This is a genomic window from Sphingobacterium sp. HJSM2_6, from assembly GCF_049316305.1.
In the GTDB taxonomy this organism is placed as follows: domain Bacteria; phylum Bacteroidota; class Bacteroidia; order Sphingobacteriales; family Sphingobacteriaceae; genus Sphingobacterium.
Window position 1 is genome coordinate 106113 of sequence record NZ_JBMOXB010000013.1, and the last position, 26224, is coordinate 132336.

Consider the following 26224-nt stretch of genomic DNA (forward strand, 5'->3'; position numbering starts at 1 on the left):
GAATAGATAGCCAATTAAACAGCTTCATCATTATTATTAGTCGTCTCTTCTCCTTCAATAGTTACATCAACATTATTTTTTTTCTCTTCTTTTTTTTCTTTAGCCTTTTCTGCAGCATTGATAGCGTCTTCTTCCAATTTTTTGATACATTTCAAGCCTTGATTGGTCATGATCCATTCCGAGCTTGGGCTCTCTTGGTTACCTTGGCATAGATTCTCCCAATCCACACGAAGTTTATTGTCCAAATTATGCTCTACTTTTATTTTAGTGCCTACCGGTAAAAACAAAATCATATTGACACCTTGATCGCGGATAAGTTGATTTTCTGAGATCGAAAAGTGACTGTCAAATACAATTTTTTCTCCAGTTTGCTTAACCTGATAGGCTATTTTAGAAGCTCTTGTGGACGCATCACGGTAATTTTTACCTTTTGCATGATAGTTGTATTGCATGTAAGGTGCTTTCAGTGAGTCAATGGGTTCAAACCGAACGCCTATATCGCTTCTGAAATAATCGCCTAATCGTTCTTTTTCCTTACTGATATTAAAATTTGTATTATTTAAATCTTCATCCGAAGCTCTAATGACACGCACGTCATGCTCACTCAATAAATACAAATCTTTTTTATCCAATGGTTTTTCAATACTTATGGTACTTTCTTCGATAAATTCCTGATTCGTCACGACCACAAAATACAGCACCATAATGATCGATACGATCCAAATAGCAAACAAGGTTAAAGTCGCGTAATTATTCATTGGCTTCGATTTCAAAATGATTCTAAGCATCATAAAGAATAAAGCTAAAAATGGAATTCCCACGGCCAAGGAACCTGCAAGAATAGCAAAAAAAGCATGCGATGCATCTAAGTATTCCAATGGTGGAAATACCATGTCATTGCGGTATCCCATAATGTTTAATACATTAAATACAAAGAAGATAAATATTCCAATAACACTTAATCCAGCAAAGATCAACATGCTGAAGGCCAGTATTTTTCCGAAAATGGAAACTATACGGGAGAATAGATTGCCTATTGAACCGGCACTCCTGTGGATGCGTTCACCAGCTTCAGAAAAATTGTCCTGAATACCTTTCATCTCTTCATCGAACGATTTTTTGAAATTTTGCAAGTTTGCTTCTTCTCCACGCATCGCCATTTTATCGGTACGTGTTAATGCTTTAGGCATGACTGCCCATAATACCACATATAATAAAACCCCAGATCCGCCAAACAAAAAGAATAAAATAAAGATGACTCTTATCCATTTAGAATCTATCCCAAAATATACCCCTAAACCACTACATACCCCTCCAATAACACGGTCATCCATATCACGCATTAATTTCTTGGTGGTATGTAACTGTGTAAAATTCGGCTCCGTTTGTTTAGGCTCTTCTGTTTTGTCTTCTGGCATTGCAGGTTCTTCCTCGTTGTTGAATGAGAAGTCTTGTCGTTCTACTTTTTCCTCTTCTGCGATTTCGGTTTCAAAATCACTTACGCGCCCCATCTGTCCAATCACCTCATTCACATCGGTCATGTTGATCACTTCTTTACGACCCGTTTTGATACGGTCTGAAAACATCTCTGCAATTCTATTCTCGATGTCCTCAAGAATTTCCTTGCTATCTTCAGATTTTCCAAAATGTCGCTTGATCTCAATCATATAAGACCGAAGTGTTTCATAGGCATCTTCTTCTATATGGAAGACAATGCTATTGATATTGATGATTATGGTCTTGTTCATTTTATTGTAGTTAATAGTTTAGTTAAATGTTGTTTTCTCTGTTACCAATTGATATTTTCACTGCAAATTCTAACTCCTTCCAGGTAATATCCAATTTCTGTAATACCTCTGTTCCTTCAGGAGTGATTTGATAATATTTGCGTGGAGGCCCTGAAGTCGATTCTTGCCAACTATAGCTTAATAGCCCATTGTTTTTTAGCCTAGTAAGCAAGGGATATAGCGTTCCTTCCACGACCAATAGCTCCGCTTGTTTCAGCTCGCTAATGATATCTGAGGCATATATTTCTCCCCGAGAAATTATAGACAGAATACAGTATTCCAGTATTCCTTTCCTCATTTGGGTTTGTGTGTTTTCTGCTAACATGATAATACAAAGATATATCCTTTGGATGGTACTTTGCAATACATAGTACTATATTTTTTTTAAGTTTTATTTTAACTCATTGATATACAGTAGAATAAAATTATTACACAAATATATTTATTATTTTATATCTTGAAATAAAAGACTAAAAGCTTTTTATTTCAAGATATTAATCCGATTTTTATTGAAGATGAATTGGATAATAAATTATGCTTGGGCCATGTTGTGGGCCATCGCCATGTTGGTACTGTTACTAATACCGCCTTCAGATTTACCTTCTGGAAATTTTTTTGAGGGATTTGACAAGTTAGTCCATACCGGATGCTTTTACCTATTGACCACCTTGATTCTTTTTGGACGTGTCATCGATACGAAAAGAAGAGCGACTAAAGCCAAGACTTTTTTCGTAGCACTTATCATATCTTCTGTTTTTGCTTTTCTTACCGAGGCCGCTCAAATGTATTTTACCAATGATAGGCAAGGGGATTGGTGGGATATTTTCGCGGATTATGTGGGGATAGGTATGGCTTTATTCAGTTATCTTTTACTTTATAATAGAAGAGCGGTATACAAATGAAAAAAAACAAAATAGTTTACCTGTTTCTTGCAGTGCTGTTACTGTTCAGTACAAATTCTTGCGCTATATTTGCGGGCAACTGTGATTGCCCATCTGTGCATAATGGAAAAGTGAAACGTTAAGCCCTTGCAATCGCAGCAATAGAAACCTTTGCTGCTGGAAAAGATTCCAATATTTTTTCCGCAGCTGAACATATGGTAGCTCCGGTGGTTAAAACATCATCCAATACTAAGAAATGTTTACCCACAGCATCTGGAAGTGGCTTACATGAAAAAATACCGCCAACATTTTCTAGCCTTTCCATTCTCGATAAATTCGTCTGGGTGATGGTATGGGTATTTCGAACCAATAGATTGCTTAATACCGGAATAAGCAGTATTTCGGAAATTCCTCTAGCTATGCACTCACTTTGGTTATACCCTCGTGTTGATTTTCTGCGCCGGTGTAAGGGAATGGGAACAATATAATCACAGTCTTGAAATTGAGCAGCCTCTAGCATATGTTTCGCAAACTGGCGCCCTAAAAATAAACCTACTGCTGGCTTATTGTTATATTTTAATTGGTAAATCATTTGTTCTACCCGGCCCGAGGGAACTAAAGTCAACCATGCTGCCGCATATTGAAATGCTACTTTTCCTTTTAATTGTTGACAAAGCTCATTGTTGGAATTTTTCAAATGATCTGTAAATGGAAGATGATAAATGCAGGATAAGCAGATCATTTCTTCCTGCTGAAAAAGAATTTGTCCGCAACCCATACACAATGCGGGATAAATCAATTGCGGTATATTTTTCCATAAAAGGCTGATCCAGTACATGCCAAATGATTTGTACCCTAATTAAGTAAATGTCTATGTCCTAGAACCTGCGATCCTGTTATTAAATAGTTAAAATAGCGGCTGTATTTCTACGTAATTTGCCAAGGATGGTTCAGCGGTTTAAACGTAGGATAGGCTGACTTGCTGCTTAATAATTTGAAGGATAGTTTAGGAGGATTTATTCAACGGAATTTAATTCCTGCGCTTTAGTTTCCAAAGCCATTGATTTGGATCTTCTTTGGATCTTGTTCGGATTTCATTTGGAAATGTTTCGAAGAAATCCGAACAAGATCCGTGTTAAATCCAGTGAAGTTGGAAGAGACTTAGCACTCGATATTTAATATCAAATGGAATGAAGGGCTATTTTTTGAGCGGGTATTTTTTAACGAGGATCAGATAAACAGGTACGGATTATTCAATCCACTTAAAGCAGCTGTTGGGATAGCAAGCTATTCGAAGCCCTTGATTCGCAGTTGTCTGTTCATCAGGCTCTTAGCTGGCGATAAAAATGTAGAATGAAAATTAAAGACTGCTGCTTTCTTCCTCTTTAATTGCTAATTGTCCACAAGCGGCATCAATATCTTTACCACGACTACGACGAACATTGGTAATTATTCCTTGTTTACGAAGGTATTCTGCAAATTGTTCGATTTTATCGGCGTCTGCATTAATAAAATCCGCTAAGGAAATGGGGTTGTATTCGATGATATTTACTTTACAAGGAACATGTTTACAGAACTTGGCTAATTCCTTGGCATCTTCTAGCTCATCATTAAAATTATGGAAGACGATATATTCAAAGGTAATCGGACTTTTAGTTTTGGCATAAAAATATTTTAGAGCATCGGCTAAAGCAGATAGCGTATTCTGCTCATTGATGGGCATGATTTCATTGCGTTTTTTATCATTGGCCGCATGCAAAGATAAGGCTAGGTTAAAACGAACTTCATCATCGCCTAATTTTTTGATCATTTTTGCAATACCTGCAGTGGAAACCGTAATACGTTTTGCTGCCATGTTTAGACCGTCAGCTGCCGTAATACGTTCTACCGATTTCATCATATTACTGTAGTTCAATAAGGGCTCACCCATACCCATATAGACAATATTGGTGAGGGGATGGCCATATTTTTCTTCTGCTTGCTTGGCAATTAAGACCACTTGATCATAAATTTCATCCGCATTTAAATTGCGTTTACGATCCATATATCCCGTTGCACAAAATTTACAAGTCAAACTACAGCCAACTTGAGAACTCACACAGGCAGTCATGCGATCATCGGCAGGAATTAATACCCCCTCAATCACATTTCCATCATATAAGGTAAAGCTGCTTTTTATAGTTTTATCATTACTGATTTGGGATTGCCTAACTTGGACCGCATTGATCGTGAAACGAGCTTTTAATGTATCTCTAAGGGGTTTACTCAAGTTGCTCATTTCATCAAAACTCGTACAAGATTTCTGCCACAACCATTCGAAAATTTGTTTAGCACGAAATCCTTGCTCACCCATTTCAACCAATGCATCTTTCAATTGAGCTAAACTCAAACTCCTGATATCGACCAATTTTATTGCTTTTTCCACAGGGCAAAGATACAGCAAAAAAAATTAGCTTCCATTAGTTTTGAAAAAAGGCCCTTCGAAAACGGATCTCGAAGGGCCAAATGGGAGGAAGTAAAACCTACTTAGTTACGCTCTTTCGAGTTTCGTTTTCTTCTAAACGTTCTAATTTTTTTGACAAGATAGATTCCTAAACCAAGCATGATCCATGCTGGCCATAGGCCAATAAGTACTAAGCAAATATGCTCTACCATGGTCCAGCCTAAGCCAATGGATTCCTTGGCTCGAACCCAAAATGGATTGCTTCCCATACGATCATTTGATTGGTATTCAAATAAATTGATGCTTAGTGTACTGTAGTTTACTTGTCCACTTAAATTTTTTAAGACCCCTTCGTTGCTATCAATTTCTTCTTGAAGGGTTCTGATTTGTTCCTGGATTTCTAGCAAATCTTTTACAGATTTGGCATCCTTAACCATTTGCTGATAGCGCGTCAAGTATGCGCGTTTACTCGCTAGTCGGGATTCCACATCGTAATATTGAATAGAAACATCTTCTGCTCGAATACTTTTTTCGGTGAGTTTGTCAGTCCATTGTTCGAGTTGCTTAATAAATGGTTCAAATTTATTGGACGGAATTCTGATCGTCAGCTGATAAGAGGTAAAGCCTTCATGATTACTAGAAGACTCTTCCTGATAATAGGCTTGATATTCTTGAACGGTTTTGTCGAGGGCATGCTTACTTTTTTTGATGTCTTTAGACTCGATGGATAAGTTCCCTTGTTTAATAATTTTTAATGGGTTCTGTTGTGGTTGTGGGGCTTCCTGAGCCGCAGTTTTGGTCTCTTGCGCCGATGATTCCGAATAGTCATTCAGATGAACTGGAGATGCTGCATCGGCAGCTTGTTCTGCTGATAAAGCGTTGGAGTCTTTGGAGGTATTTGATGAACTGCAAGAAACTAACGACAAAAGTAATAAAGCATAAAGGATGGATCTTCTTTTCATATGATATCAATTTATTGCATGATGCTTGAATCTTAATAATTCCATAAGGGTTGGACTACTTTTGTTTTTGGAAATTTAGTGCAATAAAAAAGGGACTTAAGTCCCTTTTTTATTTTTGTAATGCTTTTTTCACTTGTGGAATGATTTCATTGCCATAAAGCTCGATGGCTTTCATCATTTTGCTGTGGTCAGGACTTCCAACGTCCATATGAGCGGAGAAACGGGTTAAACCAAATGTTTCTTGTATTTGCAAGATTTTGTCTACCGATTCATTGACATCCCCAATGACTAAATGCCCATGTCTAGATTGGCCATAATCATATTGTGTGCGTTGGTATGGAGGCCATCCTCTTGATGCTCCAATACGATTCATTTGGTTGGAGTAAAATGGATAATACCAATCTGCAATTTCTTTGCTATTCTGACCAAAGAAGGAATGCATGTGTACACCCACTTGAAATTTACTCAAATCGTGCCCATGATCGGTATAGGCTTGCTCATATACTTCAAACAAAGGTTTAAAGTTTATTGGGGATCCACCGATAATAGCAAACATCACTGGAAGACCCAATTTTCCTGCACGTATAACGGATTCTGTGGTACCACCTACCGCAATCCAAATAGGCATGCTGCCCGATTCAGGGCGAGGATATATGTTTTGATTGATTAAACTAGCCCGGTGTTTTCCTGTCCAGTTAACAGTGGTTGCCGTATTTAATCGGATTAATAAATCTAATTTTTCTTCAAACAAAGTGCTATAATCTTTTAAATCGTAGCCAAATAATGGGAATGATTCAATAAATGAACCACGTCCAGCCATGATTTCTGCACGACCATTGGACAACAAATCTACCGTAGCGAAATCTTGATATAGTTTTACGGGATCTGCTGAACTCAATACAGAAACAGCACTTCCTAATTTAATACGTTTGGTTACTGTTGCAGCAGCGGCTAAGATAATTTCTGGGGATGCAACCGCATAATCTTCGCGATGATGCTCGCCCATTCCAAAGAAATCAACCCCAACTTCATCCATCAATTTAATCTCTTCGATGATCTCTTGGATGCGTTGTTGATTGGATTGAATTTTACCAGTTTGAGGATCAATTTGTAAATCTCCAAACATTCCTATACCTAATTCCATCATAATATTTCCTTTTTTATTTAGCACAAAGGTAAGTTGGAAGAATTACTCATTTATTGATGTATGATAAGAATGTCCTTATCCGTGAATATATTCTTTATTTCCATAGGACTGAATAAGTTCTCCCTCGAAGGCTAACCATTCTTTCCATCGTTTGTCCACATCCACATCTTGTGCAAATTTACGAGCGAAGTTTAGGAAGGTTGTATAATGATTGGCTTCTGATACCATGAGATCATGATAAAATTGAGCCAATGTGTCGTCTTTTATATTTTGCGAAAGAACACGAAATCGTTCACAACTTCTCGCTTCGATCATCGCGGCAAATAATAGACGATCAATAAATGCTTGGTTTCTAGAGCCGTCTTTTTTGGAAAATTTCATTAATTGGCCTACATAGTCATCCTTTCGCTCACGTCCAAGAGTATATCCACGTTGTTGAATAATATCAATGACCATTTTAAAATGTTCCATTTCCTCAATGGCTATGGCAGTAAGTTCATGTACTAAATCTTCATGTTCTGAATTTTGAGTAATCAACGAAATCGCATTAGATGCTGCTTTTTGTTCACACCAAGCATGGTCTGTTAAAATCTCTTCTAAATTTGATTCTGCAATATTTGCCCAACGGGGATCTGTTAATAATTTTAAACCTAACATAGTTAATCAATGAATTTTATACAAAGGTAACAAATCAAAAGCATGTGATGGAATATAGTTAAATTGTGCACTTTTGTAGCATGGGAAAGCATTTACTTGTGATAGGTTTAGTTTGGCCAGAGCCAAGCTCATCAGCTGCTGGCTGGCGTATGTTGCAACTCCTTGCTCTTTTTAAAGAGGAGGGCTACCTCATTTCATTTGCTTCTGCAGCTAGTAAATCGGCTTACTCAGTTGATTTGCAAGGGATGGGAATCCAAGAAGTACAAATTCAATTAAACGATAGTTCTTTTGATTCGTATCTGGAAGATTTGATGCCAGAAGTCGTGCTGTTTGATCGTTTTATGATTGAAGAGCAATACAGTTGGCGAGTGGCTCAAGTTTGTCCGAATGCGATCCGAGTTTTAGATACAGAAGACCTGCATTTTGTTAGGCAGGCAAGACAGGAAGCCTTTAAAAAGCAAGGACCATGGAAGGATGAGTTGTATTATTCAGCTATGGCAAAGCGTGAACTGGCAGCCATTTATCGTTCAGATCTCTCGCTCATAATTTCTCAAGTAGAATGGGAAATACTAACTAAGCAGTTTCATATTCCAGCGCATATTTTAACCTTATTGAGTTTTCATGTGTCAAAGGATAATTTATATTCGAATTTTCTAGATTTTGAAGATAGAAAGGATTTTGTCTTTATAGGTAACTTCTTGCATGAGCCTAATTGGCGCACAGTATTAGAAATTAAGCGCCTTTGGCCTAAGATTAGGCAACAGATTCCGAAGGCAGAAGTACATATTTATGGAGCCTATCCAAGTCAGAAAGTTTGGGAGCTGAATAAACCGAATGAAGGATTTATAATTAAGGGTCGCGCAGAACATGCGGTGGAAACTTTATCCAAATATAGGGTATTATTGGCGCCGATTCCTTTTGGCGCTGGATTGAAGGGGAAGTTTATTGATGCCCTGTATGCACAAACACCTTCTGTAACGAGCAAAATAGGTGCTGAAGGAATGCTAAATAATCGGGCCGAATGGCAAGGGTTTATTGTGGAAAATGAGGAGGAGATTGTCGAAAAAGCCTGCGAGCTTTACCTAGAACCTGTCGTTTGGAATGAGCAGGTCACCCTAGGGAAGAAGCTATTAATGGACCTTCTTCATGACGATTGGGGTAGCGCGTTTATCGATCAATTGGATGCTGTAAGGCAGGAATTGGGAGCCCATCGAAATCTAAATTTTACTGGCCAAATATTGTGGTCCAATCAATTCTTAGCCACAAAATATATGTCTCAATGGATTGAGGAGAAAAATAAATCTAATGATGATGCGAGGGGATAGGTGTGGGTTAGGGATAGGTTTTTCAGTCAAGCCACAGGAAGTCTGAAATCTCCTACCTAATGCCTCTATGCTACAAAAGATGTTGATTGTTTAGTGCCCAGGCAAGTAGCGCATTGTTTTCTTCCGCTAAATTGAGTTTGCGACAAATGCGGTGCCTGCTATTTTTGACGGTATAAGGACTCAAAAAAAGTTTATCGGCAATTTGTTTGGTGGTTAATCTCTGAACAATTAATCCTAGAATTTCAATTTCTGAGGACGTTAAACCTTCTAAAGAATGCGCACAAAAATCCTTATTGATTGCTTTTAACAAACGTTGCATGCTGGCATTGCAACCTGCATAAATTCTGCTTTCATCTAGGGGTTTGATGATGTAATTTTCTGGATGAACGGTGAATGCTCGATTCATCACATTCATAGATTGGTAGGAGGTAATGAATATTAATTCAAAGGCATGATTCTTTTTATAGGCTTCCATAAGCTCAATGCCATCTTTTACATCATGAAGCTCGATATCACACAAAACCAATTGAGGTTTAAACTCGGAAAATATGCTTTCTACCTCTTCCACAGAAAGTGCGATATGAATGTTTAAATCCTCATATAAGTTTTGTAAAATTTGCTCAATAAACCGAGCGATGATCATTTCATCTTCAATAATTAGTACTCGAATATCCATGTTTTATTGGGAATTGAATGTCATATTGAAAACCTCCTTTGGTCTGTATAGAAAGTTTTCCTTTGATTTGCCTACATAGGTCCGTAATGAGTGAAAGTCCGATGGAGTGACCATTGCTCACTTGTTCTGTTCCGACGCCATTATCTTTGAATTGAAAATTTAAGATCCCTTCATTTTCAGTGCATTTAATAGTAATCTTTGGCTTTTCCTCAAAGGATTCTGGAAATGCATATTTAAAAGAGTTGGTCATGATTTCGGTAAAGATCAAACTTAAAGGCAGTGATATTTTCGCAGGAATCCAGCACTTACTAGGCAACTCCAACCGGATGTTGACCTTAAAACGTGGATCATATAGCTGCTGAAGATAGGTCGTGCTTTCGCTGATGAGATCCATAAGCTGTAAGGCTTCTCCCTTATTGCTCGTCAAAAGGTGGTTGACCAACATCATCGCCTTTATTCTACCGCGCATTTCCTTAATAGCAGCAGGTTCTGGATGCAATTTTTGATCCTTACCTATTGGTTGTAGACTGCTTAAGCCATATAGTAGTTGTAAATTGTTTTTGACACGATGGTTAATTTCATCGATCAAGGTGCCAATATAGTCGTTTTTCTCGAGCAGCTCTTCTTGTTTTAATTGGAGTTCGCGATTTACCTCCATGAGTTCCGAGGTACGTTCTATGACTTTGTTTTCAATCTCTAGGGTATGGATTTTTTGAATCCTGTTATTTTCTTCGAGTAATACAATGCGTTCCTCCTCCATCTTTTTTAATCGAAGGCGAATGCCGACTAAAAAGCCTACACAGATCAATATTATCGTAATCTGTGCCACAGCTGGCACAAGAGCGAGCATATTTTCTTGAATTAAGAACACGCCAATTATTAAAACAAAGAGACCGATGGCAAACCAGAGAATTCCTAAGACTAATAGTTTTTGTGCAGCATCTATTTTTTTCCAGATTAGGGAAAAGGTGATAATGAGAAAAGCCGTATTGACCAAACCCATAGCATAATTGAAATTGCCGATTTGGTAATATTTAGAAATATAGTAACTGTCAATAAAGGAAACAAACATCAATATACCCACAATGACGATGATGAGGCAAGCGATATTGTAAAGCCTTTTGCTAATTTTTTTGAGTTGAAGAAATTCAAACATGAAGAAATAGAAACTGATTGTTCCCATACGTAAAAAGACTAGGCCGAGTGCCCAAGCTAGTTTTGGATTATTGCCGAAGAGGATATCGGTAAATTCATGCTGTAAGGTCAATACATAGAACTCTATGGAAAGCAGAAAGATAAAAATCCATATGTAAGAGCGGTATCGGGTAACCAACCAAGATAAGGCGATATAGACCATGAGTATGACAACCGCACCAAATAAAAATGCATTTAGTAATCCTTTGGGTTCATGCAATTGACTATTGTAATGTACATTCTCTATCACAAAGTTTAAGATCGGGCTAAACTCTTTTTTATGATGTACTCTGAAAAGCAAGGTATAATTGGAGTTAGGGTCTAATTCGAAATTAAATTGAAACCGACTATCTAATGGGTCTATTTCATTTAGCTCTACAAATGCTCCTGCTTTTTTATGGGCAATAAGTTTATCGTTTTTATAAATGTAGAGGTCAACATTGGTTAAAAATTGAAATTGGATCGCATAGAATCTGAATTTTAAATCTTTAGCCGTTTTTATCTCGCTGCGCAACCAATAAATTTGATCGGAAGGTAAATGATCGGTTAATTCTTGCGTAGAAAATAATTCCGCGTTTTCAAAGTAAAAGATTGGATTTTCTCCAGCGAGTTCTTCTTTAAGTAAACTCATGTAAGGAGCTAACTTCAAGCTTTCCAGTTGACTATTGCCCAAAGGCAACTCCTTAGCCAAAAGAACATGCCCAATGCTAAAGTAAACTATTAGAAGAAATACGTTAAGAATCCTGCTTTTCATAAACTAAACAAAAATGCACTATTTTAAGCTGATTTTACATCTTAAACCCTGTTTTTCTCCCTTTTTGATGAAATAGAACCCTGGGGTCTCTTTTTTTGAAATGCTTGGAAATATAATTTTGTCGTAGAGTTTATGTTACAACAATTATTCGAAGCTGTCGATTATTTAATTAGCTAATATTAAATTATTGTATCTAAAATGAATTTATGCTACGCTAAATTGTTGAAGTAGTTTTTTAAAGTAAATTATAATTAATTGAAGAGCGAGCCATGGTTTGTATTCCGCATTCGAGAAAATTCATAATAACCTTTAACATAATACCGAAGCAAAAGTGACATTTTAAATCACGGATGCGCTTAATGTAATCGTTTAATGAATCATAACAAACCAAGATTTTTTAACCAAACTAAGATCAAAAAATAAAAAAATGAAAAAACTAGTATTAACGTTAGTTGTAGGGATAGCTACATTAGTTTATGCGCATGCACAAAATGTAAACAACGAAGTAAAAGTAAAAGTTAATTTGGAATTAAATCCCTTTCAGTCCATCACGATTGGATCTGGAGCTACCCCAAATGGAAATTACGGGGATCAAGTTACGCTAAGATATTCGAATGCTGAAGATTATAGAAATGGAGTGGAGCAGACAGTATTAAATCAATTGTTAGTTTCTTCCGTTGGTTCAGGATTCAATATTTCCGCAACTTTTAAATCAAGTGGAAATGCAACAACGACTTTCATTCCTGGTACAAATGCAGGTACAGAGCCTATAAACATTGCCGATATCTTGGACATTAAAGTGGATAATCTTTCTGGTAATGGAACCCCATTAAATTATCGTTTTGATGGTGCAACTCCAGTAAGTTCAATCATCGACCGCAGCTTGGCCGTAAAATATATCGGTAAGGCAATCACATCTCAAACTATGTTGGGGAAATTATTTGCTAGTAATAGTCAAGCAAATTATTCGGTCGATGTAATTTATACTATAGCAGCCAACTAATTTTAACCTGACCTATATGAAAGCAAGTGTCCTATCCTTTGGGCCTTGCTTTTTTTAGCTCTCGTAAATCACAGGTATGAAATCAATCCGTGTAATTCTCCTCTTTCTTTCATTTTGCAGTTTAGCGGCGCATGCACAAACAAGCCTAACTGCAGGTCCACCGAGGGTCTATTTTGTAGTCGAGTCGGGGCAAGATCAAACCCAGTATATTGATGTCGTTAATCCAAGCAAGGAATACCCTTTGGAACTTGCGGTTTCTTTTGAAGATTGGTCTTATTCTGAATATGGTGAAAACTTATTGTTTAAAAAAGGAACCTTAGAAACGAGCTGTGCCAATTGGATTTCGGTATCGGAGCCCTTTTTTTCCTTAAAACCAAAAGAATCTAAACGACTCCTGGTCAACCTCCGGGTGCCCTCGAATTTGAATGCTTCAGATACTATACCTGTACATACGACTATGTTATTTATTACACAAACGAACCCAAGACCAGGTGTTAATCAGCAAGGGGCTAATATTCGTTTATCTGTGCGGTCTGGAATAAAAATTTACCATCGTTTTAGTGGTAGAATACAACAGGATTTAGAAATTACGGATTTATCCTACAAAGCAATGGATAGTGTTCATAACGTGTTGGAAGTAGATTATAAAATTTCTGGGAATGTGTGGATGGAAGGTAAAATTAGAACGGAGTTTGTGAATCAGGAAACCGGGGAAAAAACGACCAGTGCTGATGTGGGATTCTATTGCTTACCTGGAGATCTTCGAAAGCAATATATACCAATTCAGCAAGGTCTAGTTTCAGGAAAGTACCTTGCCTCCGTTATATTTTTATATGGGGAGCAAGAATCTGTAAAAATTGCTGAGCTCGAATTTGATCATGACCCTAAATCTTAAACTACTGATCACCGGCTTATTATTGATTGCTGTTTCGATACAAACAACCCAAGCACAATTGGATTTTTCGGTGTATTCCAATACGTATATCGGGTTAACATCTTATTTGGGTAAGGAAACAACGGATGACTTCAATAGTTTTCAGTTTAACATGAATGGGCAAAACATCAATTATTCCAATTGGTCATTATCGGCACGAGTTATCGGTAGTATCTCTCCCGTATCTGGCGGTCCGAATGTGAGTCATACGGATTTTCCTGCGAATAAAATTAGTATGCGTTTGACCAATGCTTTTAGTAGGCAGTCGAATGTTTCTTTTAGTCTAGATGGTATCGCTGCATCTAGGGGGATATTCACCTTATCCAATGCGGAGGTATTTTTGATTCAAAATGCTCAACAGCCATTGCAAAGTGCACAGAATTATTATGTTCAGAATATTATTCAATCGAAGTTTCAAGTCGAGGAAGGACTCTATTTGAATGATTTTTTGAGTAGTGATAGTTATCAAGCAATCGTTTACAAGATTAGTATTTTATACAGTCTGTATCATAGTTCTGGACAGTTAATCAAGAGCTTTACGAAGGATTATGATTTTCAAATTGCTCGAAATTTAACGGATGGACATTTGGTAGGGGTAGCGCCTGATTATCAGATATCGATTATGCCAGCAGCACAACAGGTGACTATGCAATTTCAAGATGCTGAAAATTATAGAAATGGTATTTCCATGCAGTTGAATGATGCGGTAAGCGTTCATGCCATGACGGACTATGAAATAAAAGTGAAATCTGTAGAGGCAGAGTTCAACAAAACGAGTGGAGGCACGTTACCCTTGTCTATATTAAAGATTCAGCTTGTGCCAAGTACCTCCGCACTAGGGAATTTTAACCCCCAGATTACCCTTGCGAATAATGAACAAACGCTGGTGCGAGGAACTTCCAGCAATAAAAATATAGAACGGAAATATACCCTCGCTTATTGGGCAAAACTTGGTGCTAACGAAATCAATACGGCTTCCACGGGTACCTATTCGGTTTCATTAATGTATATCTTATTACCTCAATAAATTTTGAATGTCTTTGCTGCGATACGATTTTTTGTATGGCTTACAAGTTTTTATTTGTTAGGCCTGCAGACTAGTGTCGCAAAGCTACCGGAAGATGCTATTGAATTGCTAACGATCGAAAAGTTAGAAGTTAATATGGGCTTAAATACCTTAGAATTGCAATTGAATAACCACTCGGATGTTTCTATGGAAGGGGAGCTCCGAATAGAAGTTCCTTTGGGCTTAGAAATTATTGGTTCATCCAAAATTCAATACCAAATAAAGCCTAAAAAGAAGAAGTTTTTATCGATAAAGTTTCGTGGAGAAAATATCGCTTCACTCAAAGATGCTGTAATAAAAATAGCCATGTTTGACGCTTCTAAAACCCTCATTTCTACACAGGCTATTCAATTGATTGTTCCTCCGAGAAGGTCCGTTAATTTAAGTAATGAAAGTCATTTTCAATACCTTAAGCAAGTTGGGGATTCCATCCGATTAGCTATTAGAATATTAAATAATGGAACTACGGATGAGCGTGTAAAACTTATATTTTCATCGGCAGATCGAGTGGGGGATGTTAAATTTCATGCTTTTGAATCGATCCTATTGGCGGGACATGATTCCTTGGTTAATTTTTCTTTCCAAGTGGAAAAGTTTATGTTGAATAGGCAACAATATGCTGTTCAAGTAACAGGTTTGTATGAAAATAACGATGTTTTTTCTACGATGAACATTGATTTTTCAAACATCGTTTCTTCAAGAAATTATAATGATTTATGGAGTTTACATAACCAACAGCATGTATTCAAAAATAATTTTATCCAATTGCAAATGGATAATATTTTAAATGAACAACAGAGTTACATTTTTCGATCGGCAGGTGAATATGATTTGGCAAGCATGCAGATGAATTATCAATTGAATTTAACTAAATTCCAAGATCAAGCGCCCTTGTCTTATAACAGTTATATCAATTTGAATAAAGGCCCGCATGAGTTGTTGATAGGAAATATTCAAGAATCTTTAGAAGCATCAGTTTATGGTAGAGGGATTGCTTATACGATGCAAGGGCATGATAATCAGCAGTCTTTTGCTGTGGGATTGGTTCAGCGTAGTTACGACTTGCTAAATTTAACTGGAAATAGTACGAATGGGTATGCTACTTATCTGCGTTGGAATGTACTGGATGAGGAGAAACAGCGGAATAGGTATGATGGGCAATTCATTTTTGATAGAAATTACTTGGATAGCACTCGTAATTTTTTGTGGAGCAATAGTTTTGATATTCTTAGAAACAAAACGACTGATTCGTTAAAAATATATGGTTCTGCAGCTGTAGGCTTGCAACATTATCTCGGCAGTTCTTCCTTATTAAATGACTATTACCCTGCTGCGGCAGTAGGTGTTAAATTGGAGAAGCGGTTTAAAGATTGGATGATCGTCAGTGATAACTTTTACAGTAATCCCTATTATACAGGAAATAGAAAAGGAATGCTACGATTAAATGAACGTGTAATCAAGCGTTTTGGGCAATCGTCATTTAGCCTAGGTTATGCACTTTTAAAATATAATCCGCATTATTTTACTGCGCAGTTTTTAAACCTATCTAATACGAGTTCTATCATCGATATGACATTTAATACCCTGTTGAATAAAAGGTTTAGTGTTAGCCTGGTCCCTAGTTATAAAAATGAGTTCGGTCAATATAATTCGTTACGGGCTAATCAGTTTATAAATACTAATTCATGGCGAATGGTTGCTCAATCAAATTGGAGAAGTATGGATATGAAACATCAATTCAACCTGATGATGGAATCTGCCTATTACCTTAATGATCAGTCTACAGGTAATAAGTATGCCTGGCTTTCAAATTTGTCTTATTCATTTAAGAATTTACAATTTACTGGTTCATATCAAGATGGACCTATGAGTATTTATGATTTGTTAAGCAGCAATATGTTTGGAGCAACTTTTCAAAAAAGATTATTTGCTGGTGTAAATTATTCAGGAATTGTGAATGCTCAAAAGTTGAATTGGAGAACTTCTAGCAACTTTAATTACAATTTTAATTTTGGGAAATCAATTCATCAATCTATAGATTTAAATTATAAGGTGTTCAAACATACCGAATTGACAGTTCAAGGTGTTTATAATATCAATTCTTATCGTAAAAACCAGTTCCAGTATGCTAGTTTTCGTGTAGGGGTAAGGCAAGCATTGCCTAATCCGAAAAAGCCTAGTATTAAGCAGCTTAGTGGTGACTTAAACGTGTTTTGTTTTTATGATCAAAATAACAACGAAATCTTTGACGAAGGTGATGAGCTAGCAGAAAACATAAGTTTTAGCGTAAACAATTACCTGTTAATTACGGATAAGGATGGAAAGGCTTCATTTAATAAGCTGCCTTATGCGGAGTATAGTATTTTTGTGCCTCGTAAGGATCAATACATGGCTATTGCAAATCATGTGGAAATAAATAGTAAAAAAAGGCTGTTGAACCTTCCTTTGCAAAAAGGAGGAACTGTAAAGGGGAAGTTAGAAATGACGGTTAACCCAGGAATAAGCTTAGAAGTAGATAGCAAATGGAATAATTACCTAGTTATTGCCGAGCATGAAAATGGGAAAACATTTTCTAATGTTGCAGATAAGGATGGAACGTTTCAATTTAATTTACCAATCGGTAATTATCGTTTTTATATTGACGAAACATCATTGCCTCCAAACGTGTATTGGGAGGGTAAACCACAGCAAGGGATTGTGCATATTGAGCGTAGTTTATCGCTTCCTACTTTTACGTTGAAGGTGAAAACAAAAACCTTGGAAGTGCGACGTTTTAGTGCGAAATAGCTATTGTTCGTTTTCTTTTAGTACTCTTAAAAAATTCAATCCCATAATCTTCGCAATATCTTCTGGACTGTAACCCCGGTCTAATAGGGCTTTGGTCAAAACGGGAAATTTAGAGACATCTTCTAGTTCTTGGGGAGGGGATTCTATGCCATCGAAGTCTGATCCTATCGCTACATGATCGACCCCTGCAAACTTGATAAGGTGATCTATATGTTTTAAAAGGTTTTCCAGTGCTGTATTCGCCAGATGTTTTTGTTTTTTGCTGAGTAAGCTATACATTTTTCCGATGCTATATTTCCTATTAACACTATCCACTGGATGGTTCTTTCGATATAAGTTCTTTACTCTAGCGCTGTAATTACTATCTAAGAATTCGGAATAAAAGTTGACCCCTACCACGCCTCCATTTTCTTTTAAAGCGATCAATTGCTCGTCTTTGAGGTTCCGGTAATGGGGAGTAAGTGCTGCAGCATTACTGTGTGATACGATTACAGGTTTACTGCTCACCTGCAAAACATCGTAAAAGGTTTGTTCTCCTGCATGGGAAAGATCTATCATCATTCCTAGCTCATTCATGCGTTTTATGATGGCTTTTCCATGTGCTGTGAGACCTTTTCCTTGATTATTTTTGGTTTTGACTTCTTCAGCGGCTGCGGTAGCCCAAGGTAGGTTATAATTCCAGGTTAAGGTCAAGTAGCGCGCTCCTCGTTCATATAGTTTCTCGAGGTTCTCTATCTTTCCTTCAATCATATTTCCACCCTCTATACCTATTAATGCCGCAATTCTACCTGTTGAGGTAATCCGTTCAATATCGGCACTGTTTCTGGCTAACTCAATTTTGTCTTCTTGACCAATAAATTGTTTTTCCAAGGCATCAATTTGTGTGTTAGCATGATGGAATGCATTCGTTTTCCACTTCTTGTCATCGGACCATACTGCAAAAACTTGTACATCAACTCCCCCTTCTAGTAATCGTGGGATATCTGTATGTCCTGTTTTTAATCGCTTGGAAATGTTTTTGCCAGGAAGAATGCTCTCAATGATGACATCATTGTGCCCATCGACGACTAAAATTTGCTTGTGTAATTTTTTGTAGTCTTGAGCCATTGCTGTACCTATGAATAGCAGAAAACTTACCGATAGGAAGATATTTTTCATTAGTTAGCTTCATTAATGGTTTGATAAATCACATCGTGAATTCGACTACGCACATTCAAATCGTAAATCTTGGTCGATACCTGTGGGTGTACCCGATTGGACAAAAAGATAAAAATAAACTGATTTTTAGGGTCTATCCAGATATTGGTTCCAGTGTATCCCGTATGTCCGTATACAGACTCATTGGCTAATTTGGAAGGATAATTTGCATTCGGTTTTGGATCAAAGCGGTCAAATCCCAAGCCTCGACGGCTAGTAGCAGATTGCTTAGAGGTAAATAAATCGATGGTTTCTGGTTTGAAATAACGAACCCCTCCATATATTCCTCGATTTAATAATAATTGTCCATAAATGGCCAAATCGTTGGCAGAAGAAAATAGCCCGGCATGCCCCGCAACACCACCTGCCATTGCAGCGCCTTCATCATGAACAAATCCTTGTAATAAGGTTTTACGGAAGGCAGTATCTTGCTGTGTTGGGACGATGCTATTTTTTGGAAAACGTAATCTAGGTAAATAGCCTGCGGTCTTCATGCCAATAGGCTGAAATAAGATTTCTTGAACATAATCTTGCATAGGCGTTGAGGTTTCATGTTCTGAAACTTCTTTCATGACATACATGGAAATGTCCGAATATACGTAATTGCCTATAGGTTTAACCGGTGATTTTAACATCTGGGGCCACATTACCTCTTGGTAATAATTGTTTCGGAGATATGCTCCGTCTGCCACTTGTACTTGATGGCTTTCAGAGGCTGTATGTTGTACATCCCCAGGTTTTAAGTTCTTGTAAAATGGAATAAATGGAGTAAAGCCAGCTTCATGAAGCAAAACGGTACGCAGGGTAATATTTGCCTTGTTGGTTTGCTTGGCTTGCCATAAATAGTAGCCCATGGTACTATCTAAGTTAATGATTCCTTTTTCTTGTAAATTCATGACCACTGGTGTAGTTCCCATGATTTTACTGATGGATGCCAAATCATAAATATCATTTAGTTGATTGGCTTGGGATTTATCATAGCTGTGGTATCCGTAAGCTTTTTCAAAAATGACTTGGCCATTTTTAACCGCCATGACCATCATTCCGGGCGCGGCATGTTGCGCTATAGCATCATTAGCAATGGCATCGATTTCACGTGTCATTTTTGCAATGTTGAGTCCGGATTGTTTTCCTTCGGTATACTGTAGCCTCGTTTGTTCTGTTTTGTTTGGGCCTTCGGTGATGGCTAAGCCGCCAAATAAAGACATGGCAGTATATTGCTGAGCCTCAACGCTGGTTTCTGGGTTCCATGCTAAACTGGCAAAACGGCTTAGGTTGGCATCATTCAACAGGACGCTGTTGAGGTTTTGATTGCTTCCAAATCGGCAAAAAATAACTTCTTTTTTGTTCGTAGCCGATTGTAGAATCATAGCCAAAAAATCAGGTCTGAAGTCTTGAACATTGCCAGCGACTATAATCGTATTATAATATTTTGTTTTCTCATCATAATTGTTGAAATCGACAACTTCTACATCCGCATACCGCTTTAACTGTTCGATAAATGGTTTATAATCATCATTATTTGAAGTGACCACGGCCATACGATATTGATCTAACCGCTGAAATGGGATGATTTGTTGTTTATTGTGCAGCAGCTGTGTCGTATTGGGTACAAGTTGTTTATATTGAGCATGGCTATAAATAGCAACAAATAGCAGAGCGATCGACAACAGGTTTTTTATGCGAATCATGGTATTGGGTTTATTTAGTGTAAATGTAGTAAAAAGCGCATAAAACCGCATTCCTAAACCTGAATAATTCTTTATATTTGAACATATGCCCGAATCCGTAGAAAATAAAACTGTTTTTACGCTACTTGAAGTTTCTCGAAGTATTCAAAAGACTATTGCTGAGCGCTATAAGAGTTTGTATTGGATAAAGGCTGAAATGAATAAGTTAAACCATTATAGCCATTCAGGGCATTGTTATCCCGAATTACTTGAAAAAAAGGATGGTAAAATTGTGGCGGAGATGCGCTCTATTCTTTGGAAGATGGATTATCAACGCATCAATCGGCAGTTTATGGAGGTTCTCGGAGAACCTCTTCGAGATGGTATTACTATTTTATTTCAAGCGGCTGTTTCTTACGATCCCCTGTATGGGTTTAGTTTAAAAATCGTTGATATTGATCCGACATTCGTGTTAGGAGAATTGGAAAAAGAAAAACGTGCGAGCATCCTTGCCTTGAAGAAGGAAGGTTTATATGATGCCAATCGATCACTACCCTTTCCTTTAATACCTAAGCGATTGGCAGTCATATCTGTAGAGACTAGTAAGGGATTGTCCGATTTCTTTAAAATAATTCAAGGGAATCCTTGGGGATATACGATAGAATTTACACTATTTCCAGCACTCTTGCAGGGAGATAAATCTGTGGCATCCATTATCAAGCAATTGGAAGTGATTGCCCATCAAATTGAACAGTTTGATTGTGTGGCAATCATTCGTGGAGGCGGTGGTGATGTAGGCCTAACTTCGTACAACAATTACCTGTTGGCAAAGACCATAGCTATTTTTCCAATTCCGGTTCTGACAGGAATAGGGCATTCTACAAATGAAACGGTTTCGGAAATGGTGGCCTACAAAAACGCAATCACACCGAGTGAATTGGCTGATTTTATGTTGCAAAAGTTCCACAATTTTGCAATTCCTGTTGACTTAGCCATTGATAAAATTCAACGGGCTTCAAAGAAATTATTTGAGCATGAGTATCAAAAATTAAATCAATCGGTATCCACGATTTCTTGGAACGCTAAGTCCATTCTTTTAAGGGAGCAAGTAAATTTGAAAAATACAACAATGGAAATCAATAGTTATGCAAAGATGTTTTTTAAACAACAGCATACCCAGCTATTGCAATTAGAACGACTGCTGGATTTATTAAATCCAATACATATTCTAACTAGAGGTTTTAGTATTATGCGAATCAATAATAGTTCCATTCAGAAGTTAAGTCAAGTAGCAGTGGATCAAGAAGTTGATATCGAATTAGTCGATGGGTTCATAACAGCCAAAGTATTAAATAAAGCACCTAAAAAATGAGTAATCAATATACCTATCAAGATGCATTTGAAGAATTGCAAGGCATTGTTTCAGAAATTGAATCTGGAGAAATCCCGGTAGATGAGCTAAGTGTTAAAATTAAAAGAGCAAGTGATTTACTAGAGATTTGTAAAGCAAAATTATCATCCTCGGAAGAGGATGTCAACCAATTACTTCAAAAACTATCTGCACAAAAGGATAAGGCCTCTGAAGAGGAGGAATAAATTAGATTTCCTGATTATAGCGACAGTCCATAAGATTGATTTAATATAGCAGTACCTTATTTCTAGCGATTAGTAAGGACGAGGTATAAATTTTTTGAAAAATGTTGTTCAACTAAATGTTTTTTTGCGTTATTTTGCACTGTTTAGAATTAGTCTTAATAACTTCATGTTAAAAAGCATTTATTTCATTTGCATATCGGTTCTCCTACCGTTTATTTCATTTGCTCAGCAGTTTTCTCTTTCAGGTAAGATTAAAAATGCTGAAGGAAAGCCTTTGTCGAATGTTAGCGTTGAAATCTTAAAGACAAATATTACCGCATTAACTAGTGATGAGTTTGGGTATTTCATGTTTTCCAATTTGACAGCAGGAACCTATGAAGTTCGATTTTCTCATATTGGTTTTAAACCAATTCTACGCACCTACAAACTAGATGATAACCGAATTACTGAGGTTGTTTTCCAATCCCAAGAAATTAATATCGATGAAGTTTTCGTGACGGCGAAGGAATCTCGTAATATAAGTACCAGTTCCATTATCAGTAAAGAAGCTATGCAACATTTGCAGCCTTCAAGTTTTTCGGATATCCTCGAATTATTACCCGGCGGAAGAGCAGCAACTCCTGATTTAATAAAAGGAAATCCTATTACCTTAAGAGGTTTCTCTTCCAGCAATGCAAATTATCAAACACATTCCATGGGCACCTTATTTCAAGTGGATGGGATGAATATGAATTCCATAGCGGGCTTAAGTAGTCTAGAAGATTATTTGTCTTCGGGCAATTCAAACTCTTCGCGAGATATGACAACTAGAGGAGTGGATATGCGTAGTATTTCCACAGATAACATTGAGCAAGTTGAAATAATTCGAGGCGTACCTTCGGCAGAATATGGAGATATCACTTCAGGCGTTGTATTAATAGAACGGAAGAAAGGATACGAGCCCTGGTTTACTCGTGTAAAAACCGATGGGTTTAGCAAGTTATTCAGTGTTGGAAAAGGTTTTGAATTCAATCACTATAAATTAAACATCGATGGAGGTTACCTACATGCGAATTCCAATCCTACAGATGTGTATACTTCCTATAAGCGGGTAAATGCCTCTGTGCGTGGGGAAAAAACTTGGATTCTACCTCAATATCGCTTACTATGGGGGCATTCCCTTGACCTCGGCACAACCATAGACAACGATCGTTTTGATCCCGATAATGATTACTTCTTAACCGATTTTTATAAAGCAGGGAAAAGACAATATTCCTTCGGAAACAGCTTGGAGATATTTTCTACTAACCCTAAGAAGCAATTTAAAAGCGCAAAGCTGATCGCTAATTTTTCCATGTCCGATAATTACATAGACATGGAAAAACTGGTACAAATCAGTGCTGTAGAAGTATTAGCCAATTCCATGATTTCCGGAAGTCAGGAAGCTAAATTCTTTACGCCTACCTATGTTTCCAAATTGAAAGTGGATGACAAGCCTATTCAAGGGCAATTGAAATTGTTGAGTAACTGGCAGGTAGAAGCTTTGGTAAAACATCAATTGAAAGCCGGGCTAGAATATACATATGCGAAGAATATAGGCAAGGGATCTCAATATGATTTGGATTTCCCAATGAATACTGGGGTACAAACAAGGCCTAGAGTATTCCATGACATTCCAGCTAGGAGCAATCTCGCAGTATTTGCTGAAGATCGATTTTTTATTCCTTTAGGAAAGTTCCTTTTCGAAAATAGTGTAGGACTTAGGGCATTTACTTTAACTAATCTGCCACGTGAGCATCAATTAAATAATCAGATTGCGATAGACCCACGATGGAATGGTCGGCTTCATTTGCCAAAAATCGGTACAGGAACTGATGCCTTGAAATCCAGTATATCTGTCGGTTTTGGTCAACAATCCTTAGCTCCAAATATTAGTCAGTTATCTCCAAATGTCGAATATCGTGATATTGTAGAATTAAGTTATTATCACAATAATCCCGATTATCGATTAGCCTGGGTAAATACCAATCGTATAGACCCAACAAATTTTAATTTATCCATAGCTAAAAACAAAAAATGGGAGATTTCTAGCTTCTTAGAGCTGAATGGAAACACCTTGTCGTTAACCTATTTTAACGAGCAAATGACTTCAGGTTTTCGTCAAGAAACGAAGTTTGATGCCCTTGAATTTCGGAAATATACCGTATCCTCTGTAGACCCCAATACCTTAACTAGTAAACCTTCCATCTCGGATTTCAAGTATACAGACGAAAAGGAATTTAGAGTATATAGTCAAAATGCCAATGGAAGCATTGTCGATAAGCGAGGTCTGGAATACCAGTTTTCTTCTCAACGGATTAAAGGAATCAACACTCGATTTACCCTTAATGGGGCTTGGTTTAGACAAGAATTAAAAGATGCACAGTCCCTTGCCCGAATGATTAGTCAACTTATAGTGACCAACGGCAAAGTGAGGCAATATGTTGGCATCTATGATGACCTCGATGGAAGCCTTCAGGAAATGTTTAATACCAATATAATGGCCGATTCCTATTTACCAAAATTAGGCTTAAAGTTATCCATTTCCATACAGAATATCTGGTTTAGTAGCAGACAACAATTGCCTAGGAATAGCCTTCCTACAGGCTATTATACGATCGATAATCAACTACATCCTTATTTACCCAGTGATGTAAATGATGTCAATTTAAGGCATTTAGATCAAAAACTAGATGATGTCCTGTTCCTTAGGTATACGGAGCCTATCAATTTGCAAGCTAATTTTAAAGCGACGAAATCTATTAAAGATAAAATCATGATTGCCATGTTCGTCAATCAGCTGTTTATTTATCGGCCAGACTATACGCAATATGGATTTAGATACTATCGTCAAAATAACCATGTACCATACTTCGGTATGGAAATAAATATTAAAATATAAATTCAACAACGCACCACTATGAAAATTAATTTATTCATCCAATGTTGCTTCTTTATGACCATGCTATTTTCATTTTCTGCATGTATGAAAGATGATTTTGTAGAATCTAAATCTCAAGCAACCATCGCCTTAGATAAGTCAAATCTGCCTACAACATTTACAGTTAGTAATTTAAAGCTTACGTTAAAAGAAAGTAATTCAGGTTCTGTATACACGGTACCAGTAGACATCAGCAAAGAATCGGCTAGCACCGAAGTAAATTTTGGAACTTATGCCGCTAGTTTAGAAGGGGACATACTCGTTTCAGAAAATGGAAAAGAAAAGAAAATGCGTATTACGGCTAGAAAGGAAGCTATTGTTGTGAACGCAAACACAGTTTCTATTGATCTGAAGTTGTTTTTATCCGATCCTAGTGCCAATTTCGTGTTTAAAGAGATATTCTACACAGGAAATAGAACTCCGGAGAATAAAGCTTACCATGGAGATAAATACTTCATATTGCAAAATAATTCCAACGATACTTTATATGCAGATGGGCTATTGATTGCTCAATCTTATTATTTAACAACCACGATGCGGGTATATACACCGGCGATAATGGATGAGGCCTTTACCACACAGCAAATTATCATGATCCCCGGAGATGGAGACGATTACCCCGTTTATCCAGGCGAAGATTTTATCATTGCAAACAATGCGATTAATCACTTGCAAAATAACACAAACTCCTTGGACCTCACCCAAGCAGATGTAGAGATAGAATTATTGAGCAACATCAATGTCGATAATCCTGCAGTTCCTAATACAATATCTGTTGCTGGAAATTTATTAATGCATGATCGTGGGTTTACAGGTTATGTTTTAGCTCGCCTTCCGCAAGGACTTACAGTAGAAACATATAAAAAGGATTATGCGTATACCCTTTCCTATATTGCGACCAATGGACGAGAAATATCTGTAGAAGCCTACAAAATCCCGAATAGCAATATCATAGATGCGGTCAATCTTTCCGTGAGCGAAGGCTACGAATGGTTAGTCACATCGGCAGCTTTAGACATGGGCTGGACGTATTGCGGAACAACGAACTCTGATCAAAACCGATACGGAAAATCGGTAATACGTAAGAGTTTAGGCAAAACAATTGACGGGAAAGACTTATTAAAAGACACGAATAATTCGGCAGAGGATTTTCAAGCAGAATCAAGCCCATCGTTGAAAAAATAAT

21 protein-coding genes are annotated in these 26224 nt (G+C 37.2%); 10 read left to right on the forward strand and 11 right to left on the reverse strand.

Translation table 11 applies throughout. The features are described from left to right. Window positions 1–14: 14 nt before the first annotated feature. Both ACFRAE_RS12470 and ACFRAE_RS12475 read right to left on the reverse strand, forming a co-directional pair. Complete coding sequence (locus tag ACFRAE_RS12470; RefSeq protein ID WP_422797492.1) at window positions 15–1748, reverse strand: PspC domain-containing protein; 1734 nt, start codon at window positions 1746–1748, stop codon at window positions 15–17. A 22-nt stretch (window positions 1749–1770) separates the two neighbouring features. Beyond that, window positions 1771–2112, reverse strand: coding sequence for a PadR family transcriptional regulator (locus ACFRAE_RS12475; RefSeq protein WP_422797493.1), 342 nt, complete (start codon window positions 2110–2112; stop codon window positions 1771–1773). A 190-nt stretch (window positions 2113–2302) separates the two neighbouring features. Between ACFRAE_RS12475 and ACFRAE_RS12480 the strand changes: the two genes are divergently transcribed. Continuing rightward, complete coding sequence (locus ACFRAE_RS12480; RefSeq protein ID WP_422797494.1) at window positions 2303–2689, forward strand: VanZ family protein; 387 nt, start codon at window positions 2303–2305, stop codon at window positions 2687–2689. A gap of 118 nt (window positions 2690–2807) precedes the next feature. On the opposite strand, the gene ACFRAE_RS12485 is transcribed toward ACFRAE_RS12480, so the two are convergent. The 5 genes from ACFRAE_RS12485 to ACFRAE_RS12505 all read right to left on the reverse strand — a co-directional run bounded on the left by ACFRAE_RS12485 (window position 2808) and on the right by ACFRAE_RS12505 (window position 7877). Continuing rightward, window positions 2808–3506 (reverse strand): ComF family protein, encoded by a 699-nt coding sequence (locus ACFRAE_RS12485; protein ID WP_422797495.1) that lies wholly within the window; start codon window positions 3504–3506, stop codon window positions 2808–2810. A 522-nt stretch (window positions 3507–4028) separates the two neighbouring features. Then, window positions 4029–5093: a 23S rRNA (adenine(2503)-C(2))-methyltransferase RlmN gene (gene rlmN / locus ACFRAE_RS12490; protein ID WP_422797496.1), complete on the reverse strand. Its 1065-nt coding sequence runs from the start codon at window positions 5091–5093 to the stop codon at window positions 4029–4031. Between the two features lie 101 nt (window positions 5094–5194). Further along, window positions 5195–6073 carry a DUF4349 domain-containing protein gene (locus tag ACFRAE_RS12495; protein ID WP_422797497.1) on the reverse strand — a complete coding sequence of 293 codons (879 nt, stop codon included), beginning with the start codon at window positions 6071–6073 and terminating at the stop codon, window positions 5195–5197. 109 nt (window positions 6074–6182) lie between these two features. Further along, entirely contained in the window at window positions 6183–7220 is a 1038-nt protein-coding gene (locus tag ACFRAE_RS12500; protein ID WP_422797498.1) for an LLM class flavin-dependent oxidoreductase, read from the reverse strand. Between the two features lie 75 nt (window positions 7221–7295). Then, window positions 7296–7877: a tRNA-(ms[2]io[6]A)-hydroxylase gene (locus ACFRAE_RS12505; protein WP_422797499.1), complete on the reverse strand. Its 582-nt coding sequence runs from the start codon at window positions 7875–7877 to the stop codon at window positions 7296–7298. Between the two features lie 80 nt (window positions 7878–7957). Here ACFRAE_RS12505 and ACFRAE_RS12510 point away from each other — a divergent pair, with 80 nt between their 5' ends. Further along, window positions 7958–9202 (forward strand): glycosyltransferase family 4 protein, encoded by a 1245-nt coding sequence (locus ACFRAE_RS12510; RefSeq protein ID WP_422797500.1) that lies wholly within the window; start codon window positions 7958–7960, stop codon window positions 9200–9202. A gap of 70 nt (window positions 9203–9272) precedes the next feature. On the opposite strand, the gene ACFRAE_RS12515 is transcribed toward ACFRAE_RS12510, so the two are convergent. Together ACFRAE_RS12515 and ACFRAE_RS12520 are read right to left on the reverse strand one after the other, a co-directional pair. After that, complete coding sequence (locus ACFRAE_RS12515; protein ID WP_422797501.1) at window positions 9273–9878, reverse strand: DNA-binding response regulator; 606 nt, start codon at window positions 9876–9878, stop codon at window positions 9273–9275. Next, window positions 9853–11826, reverse strand: coding sequence for a 7TM diverse intracellular signaling domain-containing protein (locus ACFRAE_RS12520; RefSeq protein WP_422797502.1), 1974 nt, complete (start codon window positions 11824–11826; stop codon window positions 9853–9855). Before ACFRAE_RS12520 ends, ACFRAE_RS12515 begins: the two co-directional genes overlap by 26 nt. Window positions 11827–12253: 427 nt before the next feature. On the opposite strand from ACFRAE_RS12520, the gene ACFRAE_RS12525 reads away from it, so the two are divergent. The 4 genes from ACFRAE_RS12525 to ACFRAE_RS12540 all read left to right on the forward strand — a co-directional run bounded on the left by ACFRAE_RS12525 (window position 12254) and on the right by ACFRAE_RS12540 (window position 17616). Next, window positions 12254–12829 (forward strand): hypothetical protein, encoded by a 576-nt coding sequence (locus ACFRAE_RS12525; RefSeq protein ID WP_422797503.1) that lies wholly within the window; start codon window positions 12254–12256, stop codon window positions 12827–12829. 76 nt (window positions 12830–12905) lie between these two features. Continuing rightward, window positions 12906–13724 carry a hypothetical protein gene (locus tag ACFRAE_RS12530; RefSeq protein ID WP_422797504.1) on the forward strand — a complete coding sequence of 273 codons (819 nt, stop codon included), beginning with the start codon at window positions 12906–12908 and terminating at the stop codon, window positions 13722–13724. Continuing rightward, a complete protein-coding gene (locus ACFRAE_RS12535; protein ID WP_422797505.1) occupies window positions 13708–14790 on the forward strand; it encodes a hypothetical protein in 1083 nt (360 codons plus the stop codon). The genes ACFRAE_RS12530 and ACFRAE_RS12535 overlap by 17 nt, the downstream gene beginning before the upstream one ends. Window positions 14791–14793: 3 nt before the next feature. Then, window positions 14794–17616: a hypothetical protein gene (locus ACFRAE_RS12540; RefSeq protein ID WP_422797506.1), complete on the forward strand. Its 2823-nt coding sequence runs from the start codon at window positions 14794–14796 to the stop codon at window positions 17614–17616. Here ACFRAE_RS12540 and ACFRAE_RS12545 read toward each other — a convergent pair whose 3' ends face one another. Both ACFRAE_RS12545 and ACFRAE_RS12550 read right to left on the reverse strand, forming a co-directional pair. Further along, complete coding sequence (locus tag ACFRAE_RS12545; RefSeq protein ID WP_422797507.1) at window positions 17617–18774, reverse strand: dipeptidase; 1158 nt, start codon at window positions 18772–18774, stop codon at window positions 17617–17619. Beyond that, complete coding sequence (locus ACFRAE_RS12550; RefSeq protein ID WP_422797508.1) at window positions 18774–20504, reverse strand: serine hydrolase domain-containing protein; 1731 nt, start codon at window positions 20502–20504, stop codon at window positions 18774–18776. The genes ACFRAE_RS12545 and ACFRAE_RS12550 overlap by 1 nt, the downstream gene beginning before the upstream one ends. 85 nt (window positions 20505–20589) lie before the next feature. Here ACFRAE_RS12550 and xseA point away from each other — a divergent pair, with 85 nt between their 5' ends. The 4 genes from xseA (at window position 20590) to ACFRAE_RS12570 (ending at window position 26223) form a co-directional block, all read left to right on the forward strand. Continuing rightward, the gene (gene xseA, locus ACFRAE_RS12555) at window positions 20590–21855 is read left to right on the forward strand and encodes an exodeoxyribonuclease VII large subunit (RefSeq protein ID WP_422797509.1); all 1266 of its coding nucleotides are present in this window, start codon (window positions 20590–20592) and stop codon (window positions 21853–21855) included. Beyond that, a complete protein-coding gene (gene xseB, locus ACFRAE_RS12560; protein WP_422797510.1) occupies window positions 21852–22079 on the forward strand; it encodes an exodeoxyribonuclease VII small subunit in 228 nt (75 codons plus the stop codon). Before xseA ends, xseB begins: the two co-directional genes overlap by 4 nt. Window positions 22080–22245: 166 nt before the next feature. Continuing rightward, complete coding sequence (locus ACFRAE_RS12565) at window positions 22246–24999, forward strand: TonB-dependent receptor (protein WP_422797511.1); 2754 nt, start codon at window positions 22246–22248, stop codon at window positions 24997–24999. 18 nt (window positions 25000–25017) lie between these two features. Then, window positions 25018–26223, forward strand: a complete 1206-nt coding sequence (locus tag ACFRAE_RS12570) for a DUF4876 domain-containing protein (RefSeq protein WP_422797512.1) — start codon at window positions 25018–25020, stop codon at window positions 26221–26223. Window position 26224 lies beyond the last annotated feature (1 nt).